The organism is Streptomyces synnematoformans (genome assembly GCF_039531005.1).
GTDB lineage: Bacteria > Actinomycetota > Actinomycetes > Streptomycetales > Streptomycetaceae > Streptomyces > Streptomyces synnematoformans.
Genome location: NZ_BAAAPF010000094.1, coordinates 1 through 21957 on the forward strand (window position 1 = coordinate 1; position 21957 = coordinate 21957).

At 72.6% G+C, this 21957-nt stretch carries 15 protein-coding genes and 1 pseudogene; 10 read left to right on the top strand and 6 right to left on the bottom strand.

Translation table 11 applies throughout. The features are described 5' to 3' along the window. The 3 genes from ABD317_RS16095 to ABD317_RS16105 all read left to right on the top strand — a co-directional run. Positions 1–621 (top strand): helix-turn-helix domain-containing protein (locus ABD317_RS16095; RefSeq protein WP_344290661.1); only part of this gene is annotated, 621 nt, incomplete at its 5' end. 40 nt (positions 622–661) lie between these two features. Continuing rightward, positions 662–1165: a hypothetical protein gene (locus ABD317_RS16100; RefSeq protein ID WP_344290662.1), complete on the top strand. Its 504-nt coding sequence runs from the start codon at positions 662–664 to the stop codon at positions 1163–1165. A gap of 125 nt (positions 1166–1290) precedes the next feature. Continuing rightward, the gene (locus ABD317_RS16105; protein ID WP_344290674.1) at positions 1291–2115 is read left to right on the top strand and encodes an SAM-dependent methyltransferase; all 825 of its coding nucleotides are present in this window, start codon (positions 1291–1293) and stop codon (positions 2113–2115) included. Between the two features lie 19 nt (positions 2116–2134). On the opposite strand, the gene ABD317_RS16110 is transcribed toward ABD317_RS16105, so the two are convergent. Together ABD317_RS16110 and ABD317_RS16115 are read right to left on the bottom strand one after the other, a co-directional pair. Then, entirely contained in the window at positions 2135–4327 is a 2193-nt protein-coding gene (locus ABD317_RS16110) for an RNA-guided endonuclease TnpB family protein (RefSeq protein ID WP_344290663.1), read from the bottom strand. 155 nt (positions 4328–4482) lie between these two features. Beyond that, positions 4483–4695 (bottom strand): DUF397 domain-containing protein, encoded by a 213-nt coding sequence (locus ABD317_RS16115; RefSeq protein ID WP_344290675.1) that lies wholly within the window; start codon positions 4693–4695, stop codon positions 4483–4485. A gap of 188 nt (positions 4696–4883) precedes the next feature. On the opposite strand from ABD317_RS16115, the gene ABD317_RS16120 reads away from it, so the two are divergent. Continuing rightward, a complete protein-coding gene (locus ABD317_RS16120) occupies positions 4884–5387 on the top strand; it encodes an ATP-binding protein (RefSeq protein WP_344290664.1) in 504 nt (167 codons plus the stop codon). Positions 5388–5440: 53 nt separating this feature from the next. On the opposite strand, the gene ABD317_RS16125 is transcribed toward ABD317_RS16120, so the two are convergent. After that, positions 5441–5875 carry a hypothetical protein gene (locus tag ABD317_RS16125; RefSeq protein ID WP_344290665.1) on the bottom strand — a complete coding sequence of 145 codons (435 nt, stop codon included), beginning with the start codon at positions 5873–5875 and terminating at the stop codon, positions 5441–5443. Positions 5876–6310: 435 nt separating this feature from the next. Here ABD317_RS16125 and ABD317_RS16130 point away from each other — a divergent pair, with 435 nt between their 5' ends. The 6 genes and pseudogenes from ABD317_RS16130 to ABD317_RS37825 form a co-directional block, all read left to right on the top strand. Beyond that, complete coding sequence (locus ABD317_RS16130; RefSeq protein WP_344290666.1) at positions 6311–8371, top strand: DUF2075 domain-containing protein; 2061 nt, start codon at positions 6311–6313, stop codon at positions 8369–8371. Between the two features lie 109 nt (positions 8372–8480). Further along, entirely contained in the window at positions 8481–10358 is a 1878-nt protein-coding gene (locus tag ABD317_RS16135; protein ID WP_344290667.1) for a DNA/RNA helicase domain-containing protein, read from the top strand. A gap of 219 nt (positions 10359–10577) precedes the next feature. Beyond that, positions 10578–13928, top strand: a complete 3351-nt coding sequence (locus tag ABD317_RS16140) for a CHAT domain-containing protein (RefSeq protein WP_344290668.1) — start codon at positions 10578–10580, stop codon at positions 13926–13928. 188 nt (positions 13929–14116) lie between these two features. Further along, positions 14117–15202 carry a PP2C family protein-serine/threonine phosphatase gene (locus tag ABD317_RS16145; protein WP_344290669.1) on the top strand — a complete coding sequence of 362 codons (1086 nt, stop codon included), beginning with the start codon at positions 14117–14119 and terminating at the stop codon, positions 15200–15202. 731 nt (positions 15203–15933) lie between these two features. After that, positions 15934–16683 (top strand): AfsR/SARP family transcriptional regulator, encoded by a 750-nt coding sequence (locus tag ABD317_RS16150; RefSeq protein ID WP_344290670.1) that lies wholly within the window; start codon positions 15934–15936, stop codon positions 16681–16683. A gap of 10 nt (positions 16684–16693) precedes the next feature. After that, a pseudogene (locus ABD317_RS37825) lies at positions 16694–16945 on the top strand (T3SS effector HopA1 family protein); the annotation flags it as partial. Between the two features lie 106 nt (positions 16946–17051). On the opposite strand, the gene ABD317_RS16155 reads toward ABD317_RS37825, so the two are convergent. The 3 genes from ABD317_RS16155 to ABD317_RS16165 all read right to left on the bottom strand — a co-directional run. Beyond that, positions 17052–19280, bottom strand: a complete 2229-nt coding sequence (locus tag ABD317_RS16155; RefSeq protein WP_344290671.1) for a trypsin-like serine protease — start codon at positions 19278–19280, stop codon at positions 17052–17054. Between the two features lie 73 nt (positions 19281–19353). Continuing rightward, a complete protein-coding gene (locus ABD317_RS16160; RefSeq protein WP_344290672.1) occupies positions 19354–19848 on the bottom strand; it encodes a hypothetical protein in 495 nt (164 codons plus the stop codon). A 108-nt stretch (positions 19849–19956) separates the two neighbouring features. Next, positions 19957–21957, bottom strand: a 2001-nt coding sequence (locus ABD317_RS16165; protein WP_344290673.1) for an ALF repeat-containing protein, incomplete at its 5' end; no start/stop codon positions are given.

Sequence of the window (21957 nt, forward strand, 5' to 3'; positions counted from 1 at the left end):
GCGGCGGTCAGGCCGGAGGCGGCTCAGAGCCCGGAGGCGGCGGCGGACGCCGCCGCGGCGAGGTCCGGCACGGGCCGGGCGACGCGGGCCCTGGCGGCGGCCCTGCGCACGGTGCACGAGCGCGCCGGCCTGTCGAAGCTGGACGTCGCCGCGGCCATGGGACGCCACTCGTCGTACGTCTCCCGCATCCTCAGCGGCGACCGCGGCGCCTCCTGGCCGGCGGTGCGGGCCCTGGTGACCGCCTGCGGCGAGGACCCGGCGGCGGTGCGCCACCTGTGGGAGCGGGCGCACGGCTTCACCGCCCCCTCCCGCACCTCGGTCGACGAGGCCGCGAGGCGCGTGCACGCGGCGGTGCAGGGGCTCTATCTGGCCGCGGGCTGCCCCGATGTCGAGGAGGTGGTCCGCGGCTGCGGCGCCGTACCGGCCGAGCAGGCCCGGCGCGCGCTGGACGGCACCCAGGTCCTCGACTGGCCGCAGCTCAGCGCGCTGGCCTCGGCCCTGGGCGCGTACCCGTCCGACGTCCGGCCGGTGTGGGAGGCGTTCCACTACGCCGTCCTGGCCACCCTCGACGCCCCGCCGGGCGCGGTCGCCGACGACCCCGCCGCCGGCGGCGACGGGTGACCGACCTCGATCTCCGATGCCGGTTCAGGGGGGAGCAGCCGTGAGACCCGAGGCGTACGGGCGGCCGCTGACGATCGCGCTGCCGCTGGACTACACCGCGTTCTGCCTGCTGCACGAGGAGAACTACGTGCGCTACAGCCGGGCGCGCGTCGCCGACGCGGCCGCCGGGCGCCTGGCGGTGGCGCGGGCCCTGGGCGACCTGGCGCTCGCCTGGGACCGCGCGCTGCGCAGCGCGTCCGTGGCCGCCGTCGCATGGGAGACCCTGCGCACCCGGGTGCGGGCCGCGGCCCGCACCGCCGGCCCCGCGCCCGGCTGGGACCCGCACCGTACGCTCCCCGACCTGCAGGCGGACGCGCTGCTCCTCCGCTACCGACTCGCGCTCACCGACGCCCAGGCGGCCCAGCTGATGGGCGTGGCGGAACCGGTGGTCGCCGGCCAGCTGCGCCTCGCCCGGCGGCAGTTGCCGCGTACGGCGGACCTCTCCTTCCCCGCCCGCGACGACACCGCCGGCGACGGCGCCCGCCCGCGCGAGCTCCGGCCCTGAGGGCCGTGGCCGGATCGCGCCGCCGCGCCCCGCCCCGGGCTGCTGCGGCCTCGCCCCGGCGGCCCCGGCTCCCTACGATGGACGCACCGGGCTGGAGCACGGGTGGAGCGGGGGTCTGCTGGCGGATGGAACGGGACCACGAGGGACGCCTGCGCCTTCCCCGCGGTATCGACACGCGGCTGCCCAGCGTCGCCCGCATGTACGACTTCTACCTGGGCGGCAACAACAACTTCGCCGCCGACCGGGAGGCGTGCGCGGCGCTGTCCGCCCAGGCCCCCAGCACGAAGGTCCTCGCCGAGAACAACCGCCGGTTCCTGCGGCGCGCCGTCCGGGTCCTGGCCCGCGACTTCGGCGTACGGCGCTTCCTCGACCACGGGTCCGGACTGCCGACCCAGGACAACGTCCACCAGGTCGCGCAGCGCGAGGCCCCGGGCGCCCGCGTCGTCTACATCGACAACGACCCCATCGTGCTGGCCCACGGCCGGGCGCTGCTGGAGGACAACGAGAACACCGCCGTCATCCACGCCGACATGCGCGACACCGCGAGCATCATGGCCGACCCGCACGTCGGCAGCCTGCTGGCGCCCGGCGAACCGGTCGCCGCGCTGTTCGTCTCCGTGCTGCACTGCATCCCCGACGAGGATGACCCGGCGGGGCTGGTCCGCACCGTCATGGACGCGCTGCCGCCCGGGAGCTTCGTGGCCGTCAGCCACCTGGTGAGCGACGACCCCGCGGTCCGGCGGTCCACCACCGACTTCATGCTGCGCAGCACCGGGGGCGACTGGGGCCGCGTACGCGAGACCCAGGACGTCGAGGGCTTCTTCGACGGCCTGGAGGTCCTGCCGCCCGGCCTGGTCGAGGTCTCCACCTGGCGGCCGGACACGGAGGTGGCGCCCAAGCAGCCGGGCACGGAGTGGATCGAGTACGGGGGTGTGGCCAGGCGGCCGTGACCCGCCCCGGCCGCGCCGGTCAGCCGTAGTAGCGGACGGCGCCCTCCAGCCGCTTCCTGGTCTCCTCGTGCGTCAGCGCGGTGCCGACCAGCGTGTCCAGCATCTCCAGGTGGTTGTTGACGTCCTCCGCCTTGTCGAGGTACTTCGCGCCCTTGAGGTGCTCGACGTAGACCGTGTTCGGCAGCTCGGGCTCCTCGAACCGCAGATAGGTGAAGGGGACGTACGGCTCCAGGTACACCTTGTCGAACGGCACGACCTGCAGCGTGACCCGCGGGTGGTCGCACAGGTGCCGCAGGTGCGCCATCTGGGCCCGCATGACGTCGGCCCCGAACGCGCCGCGGAACAGCGCCGTCTCCTCCACGACCGCCCACAGCTTCGGCCCTTCGGCGTCGTCGAGGATCCTGTCCTGACGCTCCATGCGCAGCGCCACCCGCCGCTCGGCGAAGGCGTCGTCCAGCCTGCCGAGGGTGGCCATGCCGCGCGCGTAGTCCTCGGTCTGCATCAGGCCGGGCACCAGCTGGGCCTCGCAGGTACGGATCAGGTCGGCCGCGGCCTCCAGGCCCACGAGCGGCTCGAACCAGGTGGGCACCGACTTCCCGTACGCGTCCCACCAGCCCGGCCGGACCGAGTCCTCGACCAGCTCCAGCACCAGGGCGATGTCCGGCTCCGGCACCCCGTACAGGTGCAGCAGGGCGGAGACGTCCTGGGCACGGCACGTGCGCTTGCCCGTCTCCATCCTGGAGATCTTCGAGACGGACACCAGGAGTTCCTCGGCCGCCTTCTCCATGTCGACGCCGGCGTCCTCGCGCAGCCTGCGCAGGTGGTAGCCGAGCGCGATACGCAGGGCGGTCGGGCTCTTCTTGGGCCGGTGCAGATGGTGAGTTATGGAAGTCGCCAGAGTCGGTTCGGGACGCATGAAACGCTCCTCGGTGTGGTCCGGACGGCGGTCATTTTGACGATCCTCCCCACAGCTAGAGCTGGGGATTCCGACGAGCGGGATCGCTGGTCGGACCGGTACTGCCTCGCGGGGTCCCGGTAGTTCCTGCTTCGTCGACCGGGCATCCCCGAGGTCTCCACAGGCTGACACGGCATGTCCCGCCGCGTTGAGGATGTTGCCGGCCGCGTTCACGTCGGCGTGGGCCCGGTGGCCGCAGGCTGTGCACGCGAAGACCGCTTGGCTCTTGCGGGACTTCGGGTCCACGACCTTGCAGGCGTTGCAGGTCTGGGACGTGTACGCGGGGTTGACCAGCACGACTTTCGCTCCGGTGTAGCGGGCAGCGCTACGCAGGGCGAGTTCGAGGCGGTGCCACCCCTTGTCGAGGACGGCTCGGTTCAGACCCCGCTTCTGCGCGACCTGCTTGCCCGGCTCGGCGAGGGTTCCGGCCGCAGAGGCGGTCATGGTGCGCGTACGCAGGTCTTCCAGCGCTACGACGTTGTGCCGGGTGGTGATCTGGCTGGCCAGCTGAGCGCAGAAGTCGGTGCGCCGGTCGGTGACCCGGCCCATGATGCGGTTCATGCGGGCGCGGACGTTGGCCCGATTCCGGCTGCCTTTCTTGGTGCGGGCGAGCTGCTGCTGAAGCCGCTTGTACCGCTTGGTCTCGCCGCCGGTGACGAACGGGCGGTCATGGAAGTCGCCCGTGCTGGTGGTGGCAGCGACAGCAACGCCGCGGTCGATACCGACCGGGGCCCCCGCGTGATGCTCCGGGGTGGTGGCCTGGTCGTCGACGAGGAAGGAGAGGTACCAGCGTCCGGCCTTGCGGCACACGGTGGCCGACTTGACGTCGCCGTCCAGGGGCCGGGACCAGCAAAACCGTATCCAGCCGATCTTCGGCAGCTTCGCACGCCCCCACTTCCGGTTGAGGCGCTCGACGCGAATCCTGCTTCCCTCGGGAAACCTGAACGACGGGGCCCAGCGGGCCTTCGAGCGCCAACGCACCTTCCCTGTGCCGTGCCTCCGGCATGCCTTGTCCAGGTCCATCAGGGTCTGCTGCAAGCAGTGCCCGGGAACGTCCTTGAGCCAGGTGTGCTCGCTCTTGGCTTCCGCGAGTTCCCCGGCCTGGGAAACGTAGTTCATCCAGGCGCCTCGGCGCCGGTACTCGCGTCGCTGTTCCAGGCCGGTGTTCCACACCGACCGGCACGCGCCCGCGATGGTCTCGGCGTAGACCTCCTGCCCGCCGTCGAGGTACACGCGGTACTTGCGGCCGGTCAGCATGCCCCCCTTCTCCTCTCCTCAGCGGCTCTTCCGGTTCTCGACGTTGTGAGCACACGCGACTTCAACGCCGAGAACTCCTGGCGGAGCAGACGGGACGTTCGATCGCACCGAGGAGCGTATACGCGTGCGCGAACGAGCGCACGGACAATCAGAACTCAGCTGAGCAGGAAATCGAACTCACCGCCCTTCGCGCCGCCCAGGAAAGCGATCACCTCGTCCCTGGTGTATACCAGCGCCGGCCCCTTCGGATCACGGGAATTGCGGAACGCCGCACCGCCGCCGGGAAGAAGGGCAACCTCCACACAGTTGCCTTCCACACCGCTTCGCGCGCTCCTGGTCCACCGCACATCCGGAATCGAGCTGGCCATCACCCCGTTGTCGAACTGCTGCACGCGCCCGCACTCCTCTCCGCACTCAGGGAACTCGCCACCCGCCACCACGGGCCCACCGGGGCGATTGCCACGGCAATTGCCCGGGATGACCGATCAGTGATATTACTCAGCGAGTTGAGATCATCTCTATACCCGCGTCGGGTTATCGCTCGAAGGGATGAGGTATGACGGCACACGACCGCCCCGCGCCGCGCGCCGGCGGCCACGACTGGGCCGTCGCGCTGGGACTCACCGCCGGCAGCGTCACCGCCATCCGCCTCGACCCCGTCCCCGGATGCGTCCGCGCCTCCCGGCACTTCCTGCGCACCGCGCTGCGCCGCTGGCGGCTGACCGCGTACGCCGACGACGCCGCCGCCGTCACCGCCGAGCTCGTCACCAACGCCCTGCGCCACGCCCTTCCCCACCCGCCCCGCCGCACCCGCTCCACCGCCTGGCTCACCCTCACCCGCAAGGAACACGCCCTCCTGTGCGCCGTCTCCGACCCCAGCCCGGCCCCGCCCGTGCTCGGGGCCGCCGAGCCCCTGGCCGACGGCGGGCGGGGGCTGCACGTCGTCGCCGCGCTGAGCGCCAGCTGGGGCTGGTCACCGGGTGCCGGACCGGGAAAGACCGTGTGGGCCCGCATCCCCCCCCCCCGCAACCGCACCCCCCACCACCCCCCCGACCGCTGACCGCCGCGAGCGCGGCCGCCCCCGGCGCCCGAAGCCGGCGGGGAACCGCAAGGTCAACCGCTGCGTCCGACGCGCAGCTCCGTACGGCCGCTCTCCGCCGTCGCCCGGGAGATGGTCGTGCGTTGGCCGGCCGCCACCTGCACCTGGTACAGGTCCCCGCCGACGGGCACGTCCGCCACCCGGAAGCGGAACCGGCAAGCGCCGTCGCTCTGCTGCCACGAGGAGCCGAGCCCGCCCGTGGCCACGACCTCCCCGCCCGCGCCGTACACCGTCACCGCCGCACCCGGCGCAACACCCCCGCGGGCACCGCGGCACGTGCCTTCCGGGGCGGTCTCAAGCTCGCCGGACAGCAGCACCGAGCCCGTCAGGTCGAAGGTCTCGGCCTCCAGTTGCCCCTGCTCCCACTTCCAGGTGCCGAAGGCGAGAGCCGCGATCACCGCCACCAGGAGCAGCGATAACCATCTGCGGGATCGACGCGGAGCTTCCATGACAGGAATCGCAGGCCATGTCGTGGCAGCCCGTCAAGTGGCTCTTCGGCCCCGGCGAGCACGACGAGGAGGGTCGTTCGCCCCTGAGAGCCGGTCCCGTGCGATCCTGCACCACCGCCGCCACCGAAGGGACACCTTCCGATGGCCGCTGGCAAGTACCCGTCCGAGCACCGGAACCGGGTGCACGAAGTCCTCCTGGGCATCACGGTGGGCCTCGGCTCGAACCTGCTCCGGCTGCCGCCTGGGACCGCGGTGCACAGTCCGGCTGAGCCGGGCACCGTGTGGGCGGGGCCTCCTGGGCCCGCCCACACGGTGCCCCCCGACCGCTAGTCTACGAACCGTCATTGCGGCCCGACGGGCTTCCGCTCCGCTCCGGTGGAGGAGCGAAGGACATGCCCCCACCCGCACGAGTCACCTCGTGCCTGGGGAACCTTCGTGCTCCTGCAACTGTCCGCGGCCGAACTGGGTCCGCTCATCGACGTCGAGGGTGAGTCGGAGGACACTCAGCTCACCCAGAAGCTGCGGGCCCTGCACCAGGACATCAAGGGCCGACCCGCAAGCCCGGGCGACATCGCGTCCTGGAACAACAGCATTCCCGTAGTTGTCAGGGCCCTGCTGGCCAGGGGACTGGGCGGGGTGGAAGTGCAGATCGAGTTCGACCTGCCGCACACCAGTTCCGCCGTCGACCTGGTGCTGTGCGGGCAGCGTCCCGGGACCGGAGAAGACTCCTACCTGGCTGTCGAGTTGAAACAGGTTCGACACGCCTCTGTCGATCCCGAGTGTCCGGTTGCCGTGGACCTCGGGTACGGGGAGGGGAAGAACAAACTGCACCCAGTGCGGCAGGTGCAACGGTACTGCGACTACATGAAGCGGTATATCCCCCATCTCCAGAGGATCGAAGATCCGCTGACGGGCGTGGCACTTCTCCACAACGCCCGGGACGAGCACGTGGCGGCGTTGTTCGACCTCCACGAAACCGCGCACGGCTGGCTCTACACGCTCGATGACATAGACCGATTCGAAGGCATTCTGACCTCGAAGTTCACCGATGCGTCCGGCGGGAGGGCCGCAAAGGCACTGGCAGGTGGCCGCTGGTACCCCCTGCGCAAGGTCACCGACGTGGCCCGGCAGCGGTCGGTCACCGGCGGTGGCCTTACGCTGCTGGACGAGCAGGTCGTCGCTTTCGACCGCATCACCCGGCGACTGGAGAGGGCCGCACCTCTGTCCCGCGTCGGCCTTGAGCTGTTCTACGACGCTGAGGCCGCCCATGCCGCCGCCCCCGCTTCCGGCCGCAAGCACGTGTACATCTTGCGCGGCGGCCCCGGGAGCGGGAAGAGCGCCGTTGCGTTGGAACTGCAACGGGAACTTGGACTCAAGGGCCATGAAGCCGTGCTTGCCAGTGGATCCCACGCGTACACGGAGACGCTGCGGGAGATCATGACCGGCTCGGCGCGCCGCGGGCAGCTTGCGGAAAAGCGCAGAGCGTCGTGCAGGTTGTACCGGTACTTCAACAGCTTCACCGACGCCTCTCCGGACAGCGTCGATGTTCTGATCTGCGACGAGGCACACCGCCTGCGGCGCAACTCGACCGATCGCTGGACACCGCGGGAGGTCCGGGATGACGACCGGCCGCAGGCCATCGAGTTGTTCAGAGCAGCGAAGGTGCCGATTTTCCTGCTTGACGACCACCAGTCGATTCGTCCGGACGAGGTCGGCACAGCCGAATACCTCCGCGAGCTCGCCCTTGATCACGGTTACTCGGTCAGTGTGGAAGATCTGGAGGGAACGTTCCGGGCCGGCGGCAGCAAGCAGTACCAGGGCTGGGTCCAGCAACTCCTGGGCCTGGGCACCGTCTCGGATCCGGTGGGGTGGCGCTCGGACGGGCGGATGGCACTCACGGTCGCCGACTCCCCGGAGCAGATGGAGCAGTTCATTCTGGAGCGCGCAAGCGAGGGTGCCACAGCACGAATCACCGCGGGGTTCTGCTGGCCGTGGAGCAATCCGAACGGTGACGAGCTCGTCAACGACGTACGAATCGGCGAGTGGCACCGGCCCTGGAATGTGAAACCGCAGCACGAGGTGCCGAACGCGCCGAAGTCGGATCTGTGGTCCACCGACCGTCGCGGCGTCGGACAGATCGGCTGCGTCTACACGGCCCAGACCTTCGAGTACGACTGGAACGGCGTCATCATCGGCCCGGACCTGCTCTTCCGTGACGGCATGTTCAGGGTGGACCGGTCCGCCTCCCGCGATCCCGGCTTCCGCGGCGGCATCGAGGACCAGGTCGTCGAACGGTGCATCCGGAACGCCTACCACGTCCTTCTCACCCGAGGAGTTGTGGGCACGGTCCTTTATGCGGTCGACCAGGACACCCACAACGAACTGCGCAGACTCATCCCCGGCACCATCGGGATGCAGAACGTGGACGGTGCCCGGCCCAGGCTCACCGCGGAAGGATCACAGCTGCCGCCCGCCTACCGCACACGACGCAGGTAACCTTGCTCCCGTCGTAGCTGCGGCCCGCCGGGCTTCCGCTCCGCCTTGCGGAGTAAGACGGACATGCCCCCACCCGCACGAGTTCCTTCGTGCTGCCCGGGAGCATCCCTTGCTGTTCCGCGACTCCGCCGCCGCGGTCGGCGCCGAGTGCCTGTCCGGCGCCCTCTTCTTCCGCCTGACGGAGCAGTTCGTGCACGTTCACGGGCACCGGCCGAGTTCGTCCGAGGCCCGCTCGTGGGAGCGGAGCATACCGGTGCTCGCGAGCGCACTCAACGACGCCGGCCTCGGGCAGGTGGAGGTACTCCTGGAATACGGGCTGCCGCTGAACAGCAAACGGGCCGATGCCGTCCTGGCCGGCGTGCATCCCAAGACCGGGCTGCCGTCATACGTCGTCGTGGAGCTGAAGCAGTGGAGCAGCGCTGATCCGGACGACGACGATCCGTCGCTGTGCCGTGTAGGAGACAGAGCGCAGCTCAACCCGGTCGAGCAGGTGCGAGGGTACTGCCAATACCTCGTCTCCTTCAACGGGGCACTGGCGGAACACCCGGACCGCGTGAGCGGCGCCGCTTATCTCCACAACGCCACCGAGTTCGGCGTCAGTGGACTCTTCGAAACCGAACAGGACCAGTACGGCCGGCTCTTCGTCGGTGCTCGCCGCGGGGAATTCATCGACTATCTGCGTACCAAGCTGGGCACCGCGTCCGGTGTCTCGGTCGCGGACGAACTTGTCAACGGCAAGGTCGGGCCGTCCAAGCAACTGATGGCGGTGGCCGCAGCAGAGGTCCGTGAGCGCGAGCAGTTCGTATTGCTCGACGAGCAGCAGATCGCCTACCGCAAAGTCCTCAACGCCGTCCGCCGCGCCAAACAGTCCAACCACAAGGAAGTCGTCGTCGTCACCGGGGGACCCGGCACCGGCAAGAGCGTCATCGCCCTGTCGCTCCTGGGCGAGCTGTACCGGCAGGGCATCACGGCCCTGCACGCGACCGGCTCCCAGTCGTTCACGACCACGATGAGGAAGGTCGCCGGCTCCAGAAAACGCGCGGTCCGGGACCTCTTCAAGTACTTCAACAGCTTCATGACCGCCGAACCCAACAGCCTGGACGTCCTGATCTGCGACGAGGCTCACCGCATTCGGAAGACTTCTGCGAACCGGTTCACGTCGGCATCGAACCGCACCGGCAGAGCCCAGATCGACGAGTTGATCGACGCGGCCCACGTCCCCGTCTTCCTGCTGGACCAACACCAGGTCGTACGCCCCGGCGAGATGGGCACGGTGTCGGACATCAGGTCGGCTGCGGCCAGGAAAGGGCTCCGCTGTGAGGTACTGCCGCTGGACGGCCAGTTCCGGTGCGGCGGAAGCGACGCGTACCTCGGGTGGGTGGTGCGGTTGCTGGGGCTCGGGCCCGGAGGCCCGGTCGCCTGGGAGCCTGATGGCAAGATGCAGTTGCTGGTCGCGGACAGCCCACAGGAGATGGAAGCACTTCTCGACGACCGCCGCTCACAGCACTACAGCGCACGCATGTCGGCGGGGTACTGCTGGAAGTGGACGAAGAAGGTGGCCCCGGGGCAGGCACTGCCACCGGACGTTGTCATCGGGGAGTGGCGACGCCCCTGGAACGTCTTCGGCGACCGGGCGGTGGGAGGCGCGCCGCCGGCCGCCCTGTGGGCCACCGATCCGGCCGGTTTCGGGCAAGTGGGCTGTGTGTACACCGCCCAGGGGTTCGAGTACGACTGGAGCGGCGTCATCATCGGCCCTGACCTGGTCTGGCGCGGGGACCGCTGGGTCACGGACCGTACGGCCTCCAAAGATCCCGCCTTCAAGAGCTCGACGCCCGACGCGGATGTGGACCGACTGATCCGTAACACCTACAAAGTGCTGCTGACCCGGGGGATGATCGGAACGGTGGTGTACTCGACAGACGCGGAAACACTGGTGAAGCTCCGGGAACTTGCGGGAGCTTCGGCCTCGAACCTTGCCGGCGTCTGACACCACCGCCCCCTTCGGCACCCCAGCCGGGCATTCCACTCCGTCGGTCATGGACAGCGGGCCGGAACGGGCGGTTCGGCGGGGCTGGTTGCTTTTGGGGTGACTTTCGGTTGTGGCTTGGCAGTTGCAGGAAAACCGCCCTCCGCAGCAGCCGGTGCGGCTCCATCATGAAAGGGCGCTGCGTGCGGTCCCGCGCCGGACGGCACCGGGGACGGAGGCATGGTGGGTGGCGAGACGAGCGGTGGTGCGGCAGGGCTGCGGGCCCGGGTCGACCGGGTGAACCTGCGCACGGCGGAACTGATCAAGCAGATGCAGAGCGGCTCGGCGTCCCCCGGGGACGTGGCGGAGACCGTCGCGGAGCTGTCGGCGCTGCGTGGCCTTCTGGACGGCGACCCGCCCCTCCTCGGCCTCGTCACCGCGCGGCTGGGTGCGCTGCTCGCGCTGCGCTGCGCCGCGGGGCAGGGCACCGAGGAGGACCGCAGGCGGGCCCGGCTCCTGCTGCGCGAGGTACGGGACCCGTCGACGCCCGCCGGTCGGGGCGTAGCGGCGGAGGAGCGGCGGTGGGCCGCGCTGTTCCTGCTGATGACGTCGGACCACGCCGCCCCGGGCGGCCGCCCCGGAGTGCCCGCGAGCTTCTGGCCGGTCTTCGACCACATCCGCGGGGCGGACCCCGGCAGCATCGCCGCCGGAGGGGCGGAACTCGTCGCGCTGGCGGGCGAGGCCGCCGAGCTGCCGCTGCCCCCGGAGGCGGTGGCGCAGCTGCGGCAGATGCGCGACCTCGTCTCGTACATGCAGCGCAGCGGGCTGTCCGATCCGGCAGGGCTGCTGGAGCGGATACCGGCGGATTTCCCGTTCAGAGACGAGCTGCGCGTGCTCCTCCTGAGCGCCGCCCCCGGGGACGTGTCCGGTGAGTCGGCGCCCCGGCCCGCAGCTCCCCGCCCGGAGCCGGACACGGACACGGGCGCGGGCGCCGGGGCCGAGGCCTTCGATCCGGTCATGAGGTCCTGGATCTCCTCGATGCTGGGCGCGGTGGAGGCTTTCCGTACCGGCGACCCCGAATCGGTCGATCATCTCCTGGGCCGGTTGGGGACGGAGTCCGGCCAACCGGCGGACGCCGGTGACCGGGCGGAGATCCAGAACATGATGCGCCTGGTGCTGCAGCTGGGCGGGATGCTCAGCGGCAGCCGTCAGGACGAGGCGGTCGCCGACGCCCATGTGCAGGCGATGGTCGACCACTTCGCACGGACGTCGGCGTCGGCCGAGGGCTCCGAGCTGGGCGCCGGGATGCGGATGCTGGCCCTGCTCCTCCAGGTGCGTCGGGCGGAGCAGACGGAGTCGTCGGCTGAACTGGCGCGCCTGGCCGGCGAACTGGAGTCTCTGGAACGCTCCACCCCCGCGGACCACCCCTTCCGCTGGATGGTCCTGCTCGCCCTCGGCTCCGCACTCAACTCGCTGTCCATGCGCACCCGCGACGAGGGCAACGCGCTGCTCATGCGCAGCCTCGCCTATCAGGAGGAAGGCCTGGCCGCGGCCGGGCACCTCGGCCTGCCCGACGCGCTGACGACGCAGTTCAAGGACGCTCTCCGCACCATCCGCGCCTCGGTGGGCCACGAGCCCGGTCTCCTGCCCGAGCAGGCCGCGGTCCCGCCGGAGGCCGCCGCGGAAACCCACTACGGCTCCGGTCTCAACGCCACCGTGCGCTACTCCCTCACCCGGGAACCGGCCGACCTGGACACCGCCATCGCGGCACTGGAGCGGGTCCGCGAGCACGTCCGCCGGGGCCGGAGCCCGCACCTCGCCGCCCACGCCCTCTGGCAGCTCGCGGAGAACCACCGGACCCGCCTGTCGCTCACCCACGACCCGGCGGACCGCGAGGCCGCCGCGCAGGCGGCGCTGGAGTCCCTGCAGGCGCTCGCCGGCGACGTCGTCCTGCAGACCGGCCCGGAGCACGGGCTGCTCGCCGCCCGGCGGGGAGCCGACTTCGGCGTACGGGCCGCGGTCTGGGCGGCGTCCGAGGGGCGCGTCGAGGAGGCGGTGGCCGCGCTGGAACTCGGCCGGGCCCTCGTGCTGCAGGCGGCCTCCACCGCACGCGCCGTTCCCGAACTGCTCGCGGACCGGGGCCACCCCGAACTCGCCGAGGCGTGGCGGTCGGCGAACCCCGCCGACGACCGGGACCCCCGGGCGGTCCCCCGCGAGCTGCCCAGCTCGCTGCGCCGCCGGGCCCTCGAAGCCCTGGGCCACCGGGACCCGGACGGCGGGCTCTTCCGTACGCCGACGGTGGCCGAACTCACGTCCGCGGTCGCGCAGGGGGAGGCCGACGCGCTGGTGTACCTGCTCGCCGGCCGGGGCGACCGGCCCGGCATGGCGGTGATGCTGGGCCCCGACATCGGCACCGGGGTGCGGGCGCTGCCGCTGCTGTCCGGTGCGGCGAGCGGCCCGCTGGAGGCGTATCTCGACGCGGCCGCGGAGCGCCAGCGCACGGGCTCCGCAGCCGCCCAGCGGGCGTGGGAGGACGCCCTCGTGGAGCTGTGCGACTGGGCGACCGGCGCGGCCGTCGTCCCCGTCCTGACCGGCGTCGCCGAACGGCTCGCCGCCAGCGGAAACCGGCGCCGGGGCCGGCCCGGCCCGGCCCGGATCGTCCTGGTGCCCTGCGGCCGCCTCGGCATCGTCCCGTGGCACGCGGCGCGCTTCCGCACCGGGTCGGCCACCCGGTACGCCTGCGAGGCCGTGGTGATCAGCTACGCGGCGTCGGGCCGCCAGTTCACCGACGCGGTGCGGCGCGCCCGGAGGGCCCCCGAGGCCGACGCCGTGCTCGTGGCGGACCCCGGCCTGACCCTGCCGCACGCCGAGCTGGAGGTGGCCTCGCTCCACGAGAGCTGCTACCCGCGGGCGCGGCTCCTCGGGGACATGTACGAGCCGCCCGTCGAACCGGCGGCGGCCGGCACGCCCGACGACGTCCTCGACGCGCTCGGCGGCACCCCGTCCCTGCTCCACGTGGCCTGCCACGGCTCCGCCGGCACCAGCCCGACGGCCTCCGCGCTGCAGCTCGCGCCCCCGGGCTCCGGCACCCGCCCGGGCACCGACACGGACACGGACACGGGCACGGGCACGGACACCGGCCCGGAGCCGGACCCGGGCAGCCTGACCGTGGCCCGCCTGCTGGCGGACGGAAGCCACGGCACCAGCGCCTCCGACGGGCCGCTCGTCGTACTCAGCGCCTGCGAGACGGACCTGAGCAACCGCGACCACGACGAGGCGCTCACGCTGACGACCGCGTTCCTCTCCCGCGGGGCGCGCGACGTGGTGGGGTCGCGGTGGGCCGCCCGGGACTCCGCCGCGGCCCTCATGATGGCCGTCTTCCATCACTACCTGCGCGTCGAGGGCCGCAGCCCGGTCGACGCCCTCAGGGCCGCCCAGCTGTGGATGCTCGATCCCGACCGCCGGAACCCGGGGTCGCTCAGCGGCCGGCTCGTCCGCGAACTCGGCAGGGGCCCGGGCCTCGGCCTCGACCACCCGGCGGCCTGGGCCGCCTTCACCCACCAGGGCCACCCCGGCCCGGGCGCCACCTGACACCGGGTCGGACGGGCCGGCCGCCGGGCCCGGGCACGGCCGCGGGCGAGTGACGTTCAGGGCAGGAGATCACTGCGGATCCATAACGGCAATGGCGGGTGCGGTGGGACAAACACGCTCGCGTGTCTAACGTGTCTGGTGATGTTCGTCGTGGGGTGCCGGGCGATTCCCTCACGGGAGAGGAAGCCGTGAACGAGCCGCAGAGTCCCAGGCCGCGCGCGCCCGTCCGCGGGGTGCTGTCCGTACTGCCCTATGCCGTGATGGCCGTCGTCGCGGCCGTGGACACGTCGGCCGGTCCGGAGGTCGGCTACCTGCCGCTGGTCTCCCTGGGCCCCGCGTTCGCCGGCCTGGTCGGCGGCTGGCGGCGCACCCTGCTGATCGGCGCGCTGGCGCTGCTGCTCGCCGCGGGGCTCAGCGAGTACAACGGACTGCTCGGTGACCGCCGCGGGTACACCGCCATGCTTTCGGTGGTCGGCGTCACCGCGGCCGGCCTGGTGGCCGTACGGATGCGGCAGGCGCGGGAAGCCGAGCTGTCAAACGTGCGCTCGATCGCTGAGACGGCCCAGCGCGTGCTGCTGCGGCCGGTGCCGATGGCCGCCGGGAAGCTGCGGATCGCGCTCTCGTACACCTCCGCGGTCGCCGACGCCAGGATCGGCGGCGACCTGTACGAGGTCGTGACGTCACCGGTGGGCGTGCGGGTGATCATCGGCGACGTACAGGGCAAGGGGCTGGAGGCCGTCGAGACCGCGGCGGTGGTGCTCGGCGCCTTCCGGGAGGCGGCCTACGACGAACCGGACCTCCAGGCGGTCGGCGAGCGGGTGGAGCGGGCGCTGGACCGCCACCTGACGTCCGAGAAGTTCGTCACCGCCATCATGGCGGAGATCGGCCACGAGTCGGCCGTGACCCTGCTCAACTACGGCCACCCCGCCCCGCTGGCGGTCCAGGGCGACGGCACCACGCGCCTGCTCGAACCCTCCGCACGCGCGCTCCCCCTCGGCCTCGGCATGCACGGCACCGCGCCCCCGCAACCCCACGTGCACCCCTTCAGCCCCGGCGACCAGATCCTCTTCTACACGGACGGGGTCACGGAAGCGCGCGACGGGGAGGGCGCCTTCTACCCCCTCACCGAGGCCGCCGCCCTCCTGACCGAAACCGACGCCGACACCGCGCTGGCGGCCGTCCGCCAGAGCCTGGTCGACCACGTACGCGGCCCTCTCCAGGACGACGCCGCCATGCTCCTCCTGCGCTACCGCAAGGACGGCGGCAGACTGTAGCCGGCGCCCCGGCGGGCCCCGGGGCGGATGAGGTGGACAGGCCATGACGTACCGCATTCACCTGGACCACGTGTTCGCGACCCTGCTCTCGCCGTAGTGGGAGCACATCGCCGACGAGGTGGTCGCGGACCGGGGGTTATGGATGCGGCAGCTGCTCACCGGCGGAGTGGAGCACCTTCTCACCCTGCTCCATCCGCCCAGCATCCGCTGGCGCGCGCCCGTGCTGGAGGTCACGATGGCCTCCGGGTACGACGGCGACCTGCACCTCGACGGGCGCGGGCTGCTGCTCGTCCCCTCCGTCTTCGCGGTCGACGCGCCCTCCGTCGACATCTGCACCGCGCCGCAGCCCGCGCTGCGCTACCTCATCGGCGTACCGGCGACGGCCGCAGGCGGACCGTCCCCGTCCACCCCGTCCGCCCCGCCGGTGCCCTCCGGCCGCCCGGGCCCGGCCCGCTCCGGGGCCCGCCCGCCCCGGTCGCCGCTGGCGGCGCTGCCGGGCCGCACCCGGGCCGACGTCCTCCAGGCCGTCGCCGACCACCCCGGCTGCTCCGCTACGCCGTTGTTCATCCCAGGCCGAATCTCACCGACAGACCCGCCGCGCCTGCCGCACGCTGACGGTGACCGGTCCGGCGTCCGCCGTCCGTCGTCCGTACGGGACGGCCGCCGCCGGTCGCGAAGGCCGGCATCGGCGTGCCCCCAGGTCAGGACGGCGACCGTTGAGGTCGAATCCCGTGGAATACCAGCTCCTCGGCGTCGTCGAGGTCAGAGCCGGAACGGACTGGATCCGGCTGAACGGCAAGCAGCGGTCGCTGCTCGCGCTCCTGCTGCTCCGCGCCGACCAGTCGGTCCCGGTGCCGGGGATCGCGGCCGGGCTGGGGGACTCCCTGCCCGCGGCGCCGGACATGCGCGTCCGGACCCTCGTCTCCGAACTGCGCAAGAAGCTCCGCGCGGCCCCGTCCGGCCCCGGCCCCCTCGTCACCCGTCCGTCCGGCTACACCCTGCGGGTCGCACCCGGCCGGCTGGACCTCGACCGCTTCTCGTCGCTGGCCGACCAGGCGCACGGCGCGCTGGCCGCCGGGCAGCCGCAGCGCGCCGTCGGCGCGTACGACGCGGCGCTGCGGCTGTGGCGCGGCACCGCGCTCGGCAGCACCAGCGGGGCACTGCTGGCGGCCGAGGCCGCCCGGCTGGAGGAGCTGCGCCTGCGTACCGAGGAAGAGCGCGGCGAGGCGCTGATGGCCACCGGCCGCCACTCCGAGGCCATCCTCCAGCTCGGCTCCCTGACCGCGGACCACCCGGTCCGCGAGCACACCCACGCCCTGCTGATGCGGGCCTACTTCCTCGCCGGATACCGGCGCGAGGCGTTGCACGTCTACCACACGCTCCGCCGGAACCTCGTGTCCGAACTCGGCCTGGAACCCATGCACTCGCTCATCCTCACCGGCACGCTCCACCCCGAGACCGCCGACGGCGCGGCACGGTGACCCGGCTCCCATGACCCCCGCCACCCCGCTCGACCGCGCCCGCAGCCTGCCGGCCCACCGCCCCGGCCTCTCGCCCGGGTACTTCCTCGTCGACGGCTCGCGCGGACGCGGCGGCCGGGGTCCGGCACTCCGCGTCTACGTGCACACCGGCGACCCGGACGAGGCGCTGCGGACCTGGGGGAAGGTGGTGTGCGCGCTGGAGGAGGCCGCCGTTCCCTACCGGGCCAAGGTGCTCTCGTCCCGGCGGCTCTTCCCGCGCCGCGACGGTCTGGTGGGCCCGGTGCCGTCCCGGCGGCGCCGGGGCCGTGAGGGCCCCGCGCACCCGTGTGCGCGGGGCCCTTCTCATGCGGTACGGGGCGCCGGACCGGTCACCGCATGGCCCAGCCGAAGCTCGTGCCCACCGCCGGCAGCCCGTCCCTGCCGGGTTCGTAACTGGTCACGGCGGAGGTGTCGGGCCAGCCGCGGACGTTCGGCCAGGGCAGCGCGTGCATGGCGCCGTACGCGGACGGGCCGTAGGGCATGCCGACGTACAGGTGGCCGCCGGTGGCCTGGATGTGGGCGCCCACCCGCTGGCCGGCGCCCAGGCTGCCGGGCAGCCCGGCGGAGCCCGTCTGGATCCAGCGGTCGGAGTCGCCCGGCGACCACAGCGGGGCGAACGTCTGGACGGCGCCGGTGTTCGCGATCCCGCTGAGGTCCTCCCCGGGCGCGCCGACGGCCAGCGCGATGGTGTCGGCGGAACTGAGCGCCTTGGGCCTGGTGTTCGCCGCGGCGAAGGTCGCGCCGAAGCGGTCGCCGTTCTCCGGTCCGCCGGCGACTCCGGCGTGGCCCTGCCAGATGGTGCTGTGCTGGCTGATGGCGCCGGCCGCGGTCACCCGGATGTTGTAGACGCCGCCGGAGTCCACGTGGCCGACGCCGTCGACCGTCACGTCCTCACCGGGCGCGCCCACGAAGAAGATCGAGTCGGTGGCCGCGGCGGAGCCGGCCGGCCGGTAGGGCACTCCGGCCAGGCCGTCGGAGAACCGGTCGCCGGTCTCGCCGGCGCCGGTGACGTCGTCCTGGTCCTGGTTCACCACGCCGAGCGGCTCGGGGATGCCGGCCGTGGACAGCGCGTGCGCAAAGATCTGCACCCCGCCCGCGTCGGCCTTGCTGCCGAGGCCCTCGCCCGGTACGCCGACGGCGATGTGCTGCGGCGTGGCCGCGAGCGTGGCGCCGAAGTCGTCGCCCGTCTCCGGCCCTCCGGCCACCCCGTCCCTGCCCTGGGTGAGCCCCTGGTTGACGGTGCCCCGCAGGTAGTAGGCCGTGCCGGCGTCGACGTCGACGGTGCTCCCGGAGCCGATGTCCTCGCCGGGGGCCCCGATGACCAGGTAGGGCTCGCCCGTCGTGGTGTGCCCGGCGGCCAGCGAGGCGCCCATGTGGTCGCCGGCCTCGACCAGAGAGGCGCCGATGTCGCCGGGGCCGGCGCCCTGCTCGTGGTTGACCGACGCCTTTCCGGTGGTCAGGCCGCCCGGGGCGCCGTAGAGGAGGCTGGCCATGCCGGCGTCCGCGGTGCTGCCGAGGTCCTCGTACGGGATGCCGACGACGAGGTCGGTGCAGCCGTCCTCGTTCTCGTCGTACGTGGCCAGGACGTGGCCGAACCGGTCGTTCGCCTCGGCTGCGCCCGGGACGGCGTCGAGGTTCTGGGTGATCTCGGCGGTGCCCTTGCCGCCGCCGAGGACGACGCGCACGACGCCGGCGTTGGCGGCGCCGCCCACCGTGACGTGGGGGTCGGCGATCGCGACGTCCTCGGCGCCGTCGCAGTTGAAGTCGGTGTACCGCGGGCGCCCGACCGTGTCGTCGACCCAGCCGCGCAGGTCGTCGACGCGGGCGCTGACGGCGCTGTTCGGGGTGCCGTCCGCGGTTTCGGTGCCGAAGCAGCCGACCTGGTACGAGCGGGAGCTGAGCGCGACGAGTTCGGGGGCGCCGTCCGCCACCCGGACGGCGGGGCCGCCGGTGTCACCGGCGCAGACGGCGGCGCCGTCCCGGCCGGAGAGGGTGAGGTCGGGGGTGCCGACCGCGTCGACGGTGAAGGCGCCCCTGTGCAGCTGGTCCGGGGCCCAGTCCGCGGCGGTACGGCCGTAGCCGGCCACCCGCAGCTCCTCGCCCGCGGCGGGTGCGGTGGCGCTGACGGGCACCGGGGGTATGCCGAACACCGGCCGGGCCAGCCGGGCCAGCACCACGTCGCGGCCGTCGTAGGGCACCAGCTCGACGACGTCGCGGACCTGGCCGGAGGACGTGTCGGACACGTCGGTGCGGCCGACGGTGGCGACGGTCCTGACCTTCGGTGTGCCCGGTGCGACGGCGATGCCCGCGGCCGGGTCGTCGGCGAAGCAGCTGGCCGCGGTGAGCAGCCACTCCCGCTCGACCAGGGCGGCCGAGCACCCGCGCTGGAAGTCTCCAACGACGAGCCGGCTGGTGAAGCCGTAGGTGCTGTCGGCCTGCGGGGTGCCGACGACGGCCGCGGCCGGGGTCGCGGCCAGCGCGAGCGGCGCCGCCGTGGCGAACGCGGTGAGGGCGGCCCACACGCTGCGGGCGGTACGGGGAGTACGGGGTTTTCTCATGACCACTTCCTCGATCAGGTTCGGGGGATCCGGTAAGGGCTGCGCCAGCGGTCGACTCACGCGAATTGCGCCGTCACTTGCTGGTCCTGATCTCCACCAGGGTGTGGTCGCGCCGTTCCGGATCGGTGCCCTCCCCGACCGCCTCCCACTGGTTGCGGGGAATGTCGTAGGTCTTGGTCTCGTCGTCGACGGTCATGGTGAGGGTGGTGTCGTAGTCGATGCCCCTGACCGTGTAGACCGCGGGCAGGTCGAGCGACAGATAACCGGTGTCGCCGGTCACCTTGAAGCAGTACTCCGGCTTGCCGCGGGCCCATACGCGCAGCAGGCCGTCGGCGCATGCGGGCGCCAGCACGATGTGCCCGTTCCCGCGCTTCAGCAGGATTCCGCGCTCCTGCTGGATCCGGTCCGCGCCCGGGTAGGCGAAATCCTCCACCGCGTACCCCGGATCGCCTGCCGCCGCCGGAGTGTGCGACACGTTCTGCTGCCCGGCAGGTGCCGCGACGGCGTAGGCAGCCGCCACCACCGCCGCGACGATGCCCGTTATCAGGGCACGCCTGATCAACCTCATGATTTCTCGTTTCCCCGGTTTGCCAACCGGTGCTGTTCGAGTATTGACAGAGCGGCGCCCGCATTGTTCAGAGCGGCCGCCGGTGGTTGAGCCGCGCGATGGCGCCGGTTACCAGGTGACCCACCCGATCACGGTGGTGTAGGCGTCGCCGCCGATGTCCAGCACCTTCTTGCCGACATTCCCGACCAGCCCGACGTGCCTGGCGGCCTTGCTCACCTTGGACAGCACGGGCGGGATCGCGGCCTGGCCGAGCGCCCTCCAGAAGTCTTTGCTGCCCAAGCCGTACGCGCGTGCGCTGATGATGGCGCTGACGCCCTGCAGGCCCCAGGAGAGCAAACCCAGGCCCGTCGCGAGGGGGCCGAAGAACGGTGCGGCCGGCGGGTACAGGGAGATGGCCCCGGACACGACGGCGAGAGCGCCGAGAACCGTGCTCCAGTGGCTCGTGGCCTCCGCCCAGTCCTTCGGGTCGGATATGTCCTCCGGCCACATGCCGAGCCACTTGGTGTCGCCGTCGTCGTCGTTCGCCGGGTCGTCGGCGGGATGATCGCCCTTCTGCTCGGCCTCCCGCTGCCGCTGCTCCCGTATTCTCGCCTGCTCTTCGAGTTCGGCCTTCCGCTTCGCCGCCCAGATCTGGTGCGCCTCGGTGGCGGCCGCGGCGGCGGCCCGCGCGTCCTTCCCGGCCTGCACGGCGGAGGCCCTGGCGGCGGTGGCGGAGGACTGCGCCTGCAGCGCGGACGCCACCGCCTGCTTGGCGGACTGGGCCGCCCGCCGGGCCGAGTAGGTGGCCGTACGGGCCGCGCCCCGCGCGGTGGCCGCCGCCTCCTTCGCGGCCTGCGCCGACTGCTTGGCGGCCGCCGCCGACGCGTCGGCGGCGTCCGCGTTCTGCTTCGCCCGGGCGGCCGAGTCCGCGGCGGCCTGCGCCCAGCCCCGCGCCTTCGACGCCCACTCGGCGGCCTCCTCGGCGGCCTGCCGGGCCTCGGCCGCGGCCTCGGACGCCAGCGCCGCGTCCTCCTGCGCCTGGGCGGCGATCCTGGCCGCGTGCGCGAGGGCGGCCCGCATGGCCGCCACGTGCGCCGCGTGGTCCTCGTCGATCCGGGCGATGTTGAACTTGTCCTTCAGCACGAATGCGCGCCGCATCCGGGCCGAGCCCTCCAGCACGATCTGGCACGCGGCCTTCATGTACGGACCGCCGGAGTCGAGGAGGGTGACCACCTCGACCCGGTCGTCCTCCTTGACCGCCTCCGCCCACTCGTAGGCCAGGAAGCGGTGCATCGCCTCGGCCGATCCCGCGTCCAGCGCCGCCTGGGCCTGCGCCTGTACGGCACGCCCCGGGCCGGCGCCGAGGATCCGTACGATCTGGATGCGGTACTCCTCGGCCGCGGCCTCCTTGAACCCCTGCTGCAGGAACGCGGCCGCCGCGTCGAGGTCGGTGCTCTCCAGCGCCGAGGCGGCCGCCGCCACCACGTCGGAGACGGCGGACTGCGCCAGCGTGAGCGTGTTCTCCCGGTCGTCCTGGCGCTGGGCGAGCGGGCGGTCCACGTCGATCCAGTTGAGGATGTCGTACTCGCTGCCGGACAGCGCGTACTCGGCCGCGTCCCGGGTCCAGGAGCCGGTCGCGTTCAGGAGCTTGACCGCGGCCCTGCGGCCCTCGGTGACCGCGGTGGCCGTGTCACCGGACCGGTACGCCGCCTCGGCGGCGGCGATCAGGTCCTTGATCTCCTGGGACGTCTGGGCCGACTGGTCGAGGTCGCGCTGCAGCAGCCGGGTGTCCGCCGCCTCCTCCTGCGCGAGCACCGCGGCCTCCTCGACACCGATCCGGGTGTCCTCCGCCAGCTTGGCCGCGTCGGCGTCCCGGGCCGCCTGCTCCACCTCCACGGCTTCCCGGACCGCGCCGGAGGCCGTGTCGGCCGCCTGCACCGCCGCCTTCGCGTACGCGGTGGACCGCTTCGCGTACTCGATCGCCTCGCCCGCGTGCTCCGCCGCCTCCTCGGCGGCGTCCGCCGCCTTGTCGGCGTGGTTCGCCGCGCTGTTGGCGGCGTCGCGTGCGACGCGTGCCGCGACCGCCGCCCTGTTCGACAGCGCCTGGGAGGTGTTCGCGGCCCGGGTGGC

Bases quoted from the DNA above. Each gene is read 5' to 3' on its own strand.
- ABD317_RS16115 (WP_344290675.1), bottom strand. From the start codon at position 4,695: ATGGCCAGCTCGATTCCGGATGTGCGGTGGACCAGGAGCGCGCGAAGC.
- ABD317_RS16160 (WP_344290672.1), bottom strand. From the start codon at position 19,848: ATGAGGTTGATCAGGCGTGCCCTGATAACGGGCATCGTCGCGGCGGTG.
- ABD317_RS16125 (WP_344290665.1), bottom strand. From the start codon at position 5,875: ATGGAAGCTCCGCGTCGATCCCGCAGATGGTTATCGCTGCTCCTGGTG.
- ABD317_RS16120 (WP_344290664.1), top strand. From the start codon at position 4,884: ATGACGGCACACGACCGCCCCGCGCCGCGCGCCGGCGGCCACGACTGG.
- ABD317_RS16155 (WP_344290671.1), bottom strand. From the start codon at position 19,280: ATGAGAAAACCCCGTACTCCCCGTACCGCCCGCAGCGTGTGGGCCGCC.
- ABD317_RS16110 (WP_344290663.1), bottom strand. From the start codon at position 4,327: ATGCTGACCGGCCGCAAGTACCGCGTGTACCTCGACGGCGGGCAGGAG.
- ABD317_RS16140 (WP_344290668.1), top strand. From the start codon at position 10,578: ATGGTGGGTGGCGAGACGAGCGGTGGTGCGGCAGGGCTGCGGGCCCGG.
- ABD317_RS16105 (WP_344290674.1), top strand. From the start codon at position 1,291: ATGGAACGGGACCACGAGGGACGCCTGCGCCTTCCCCGCGGTATCGAC.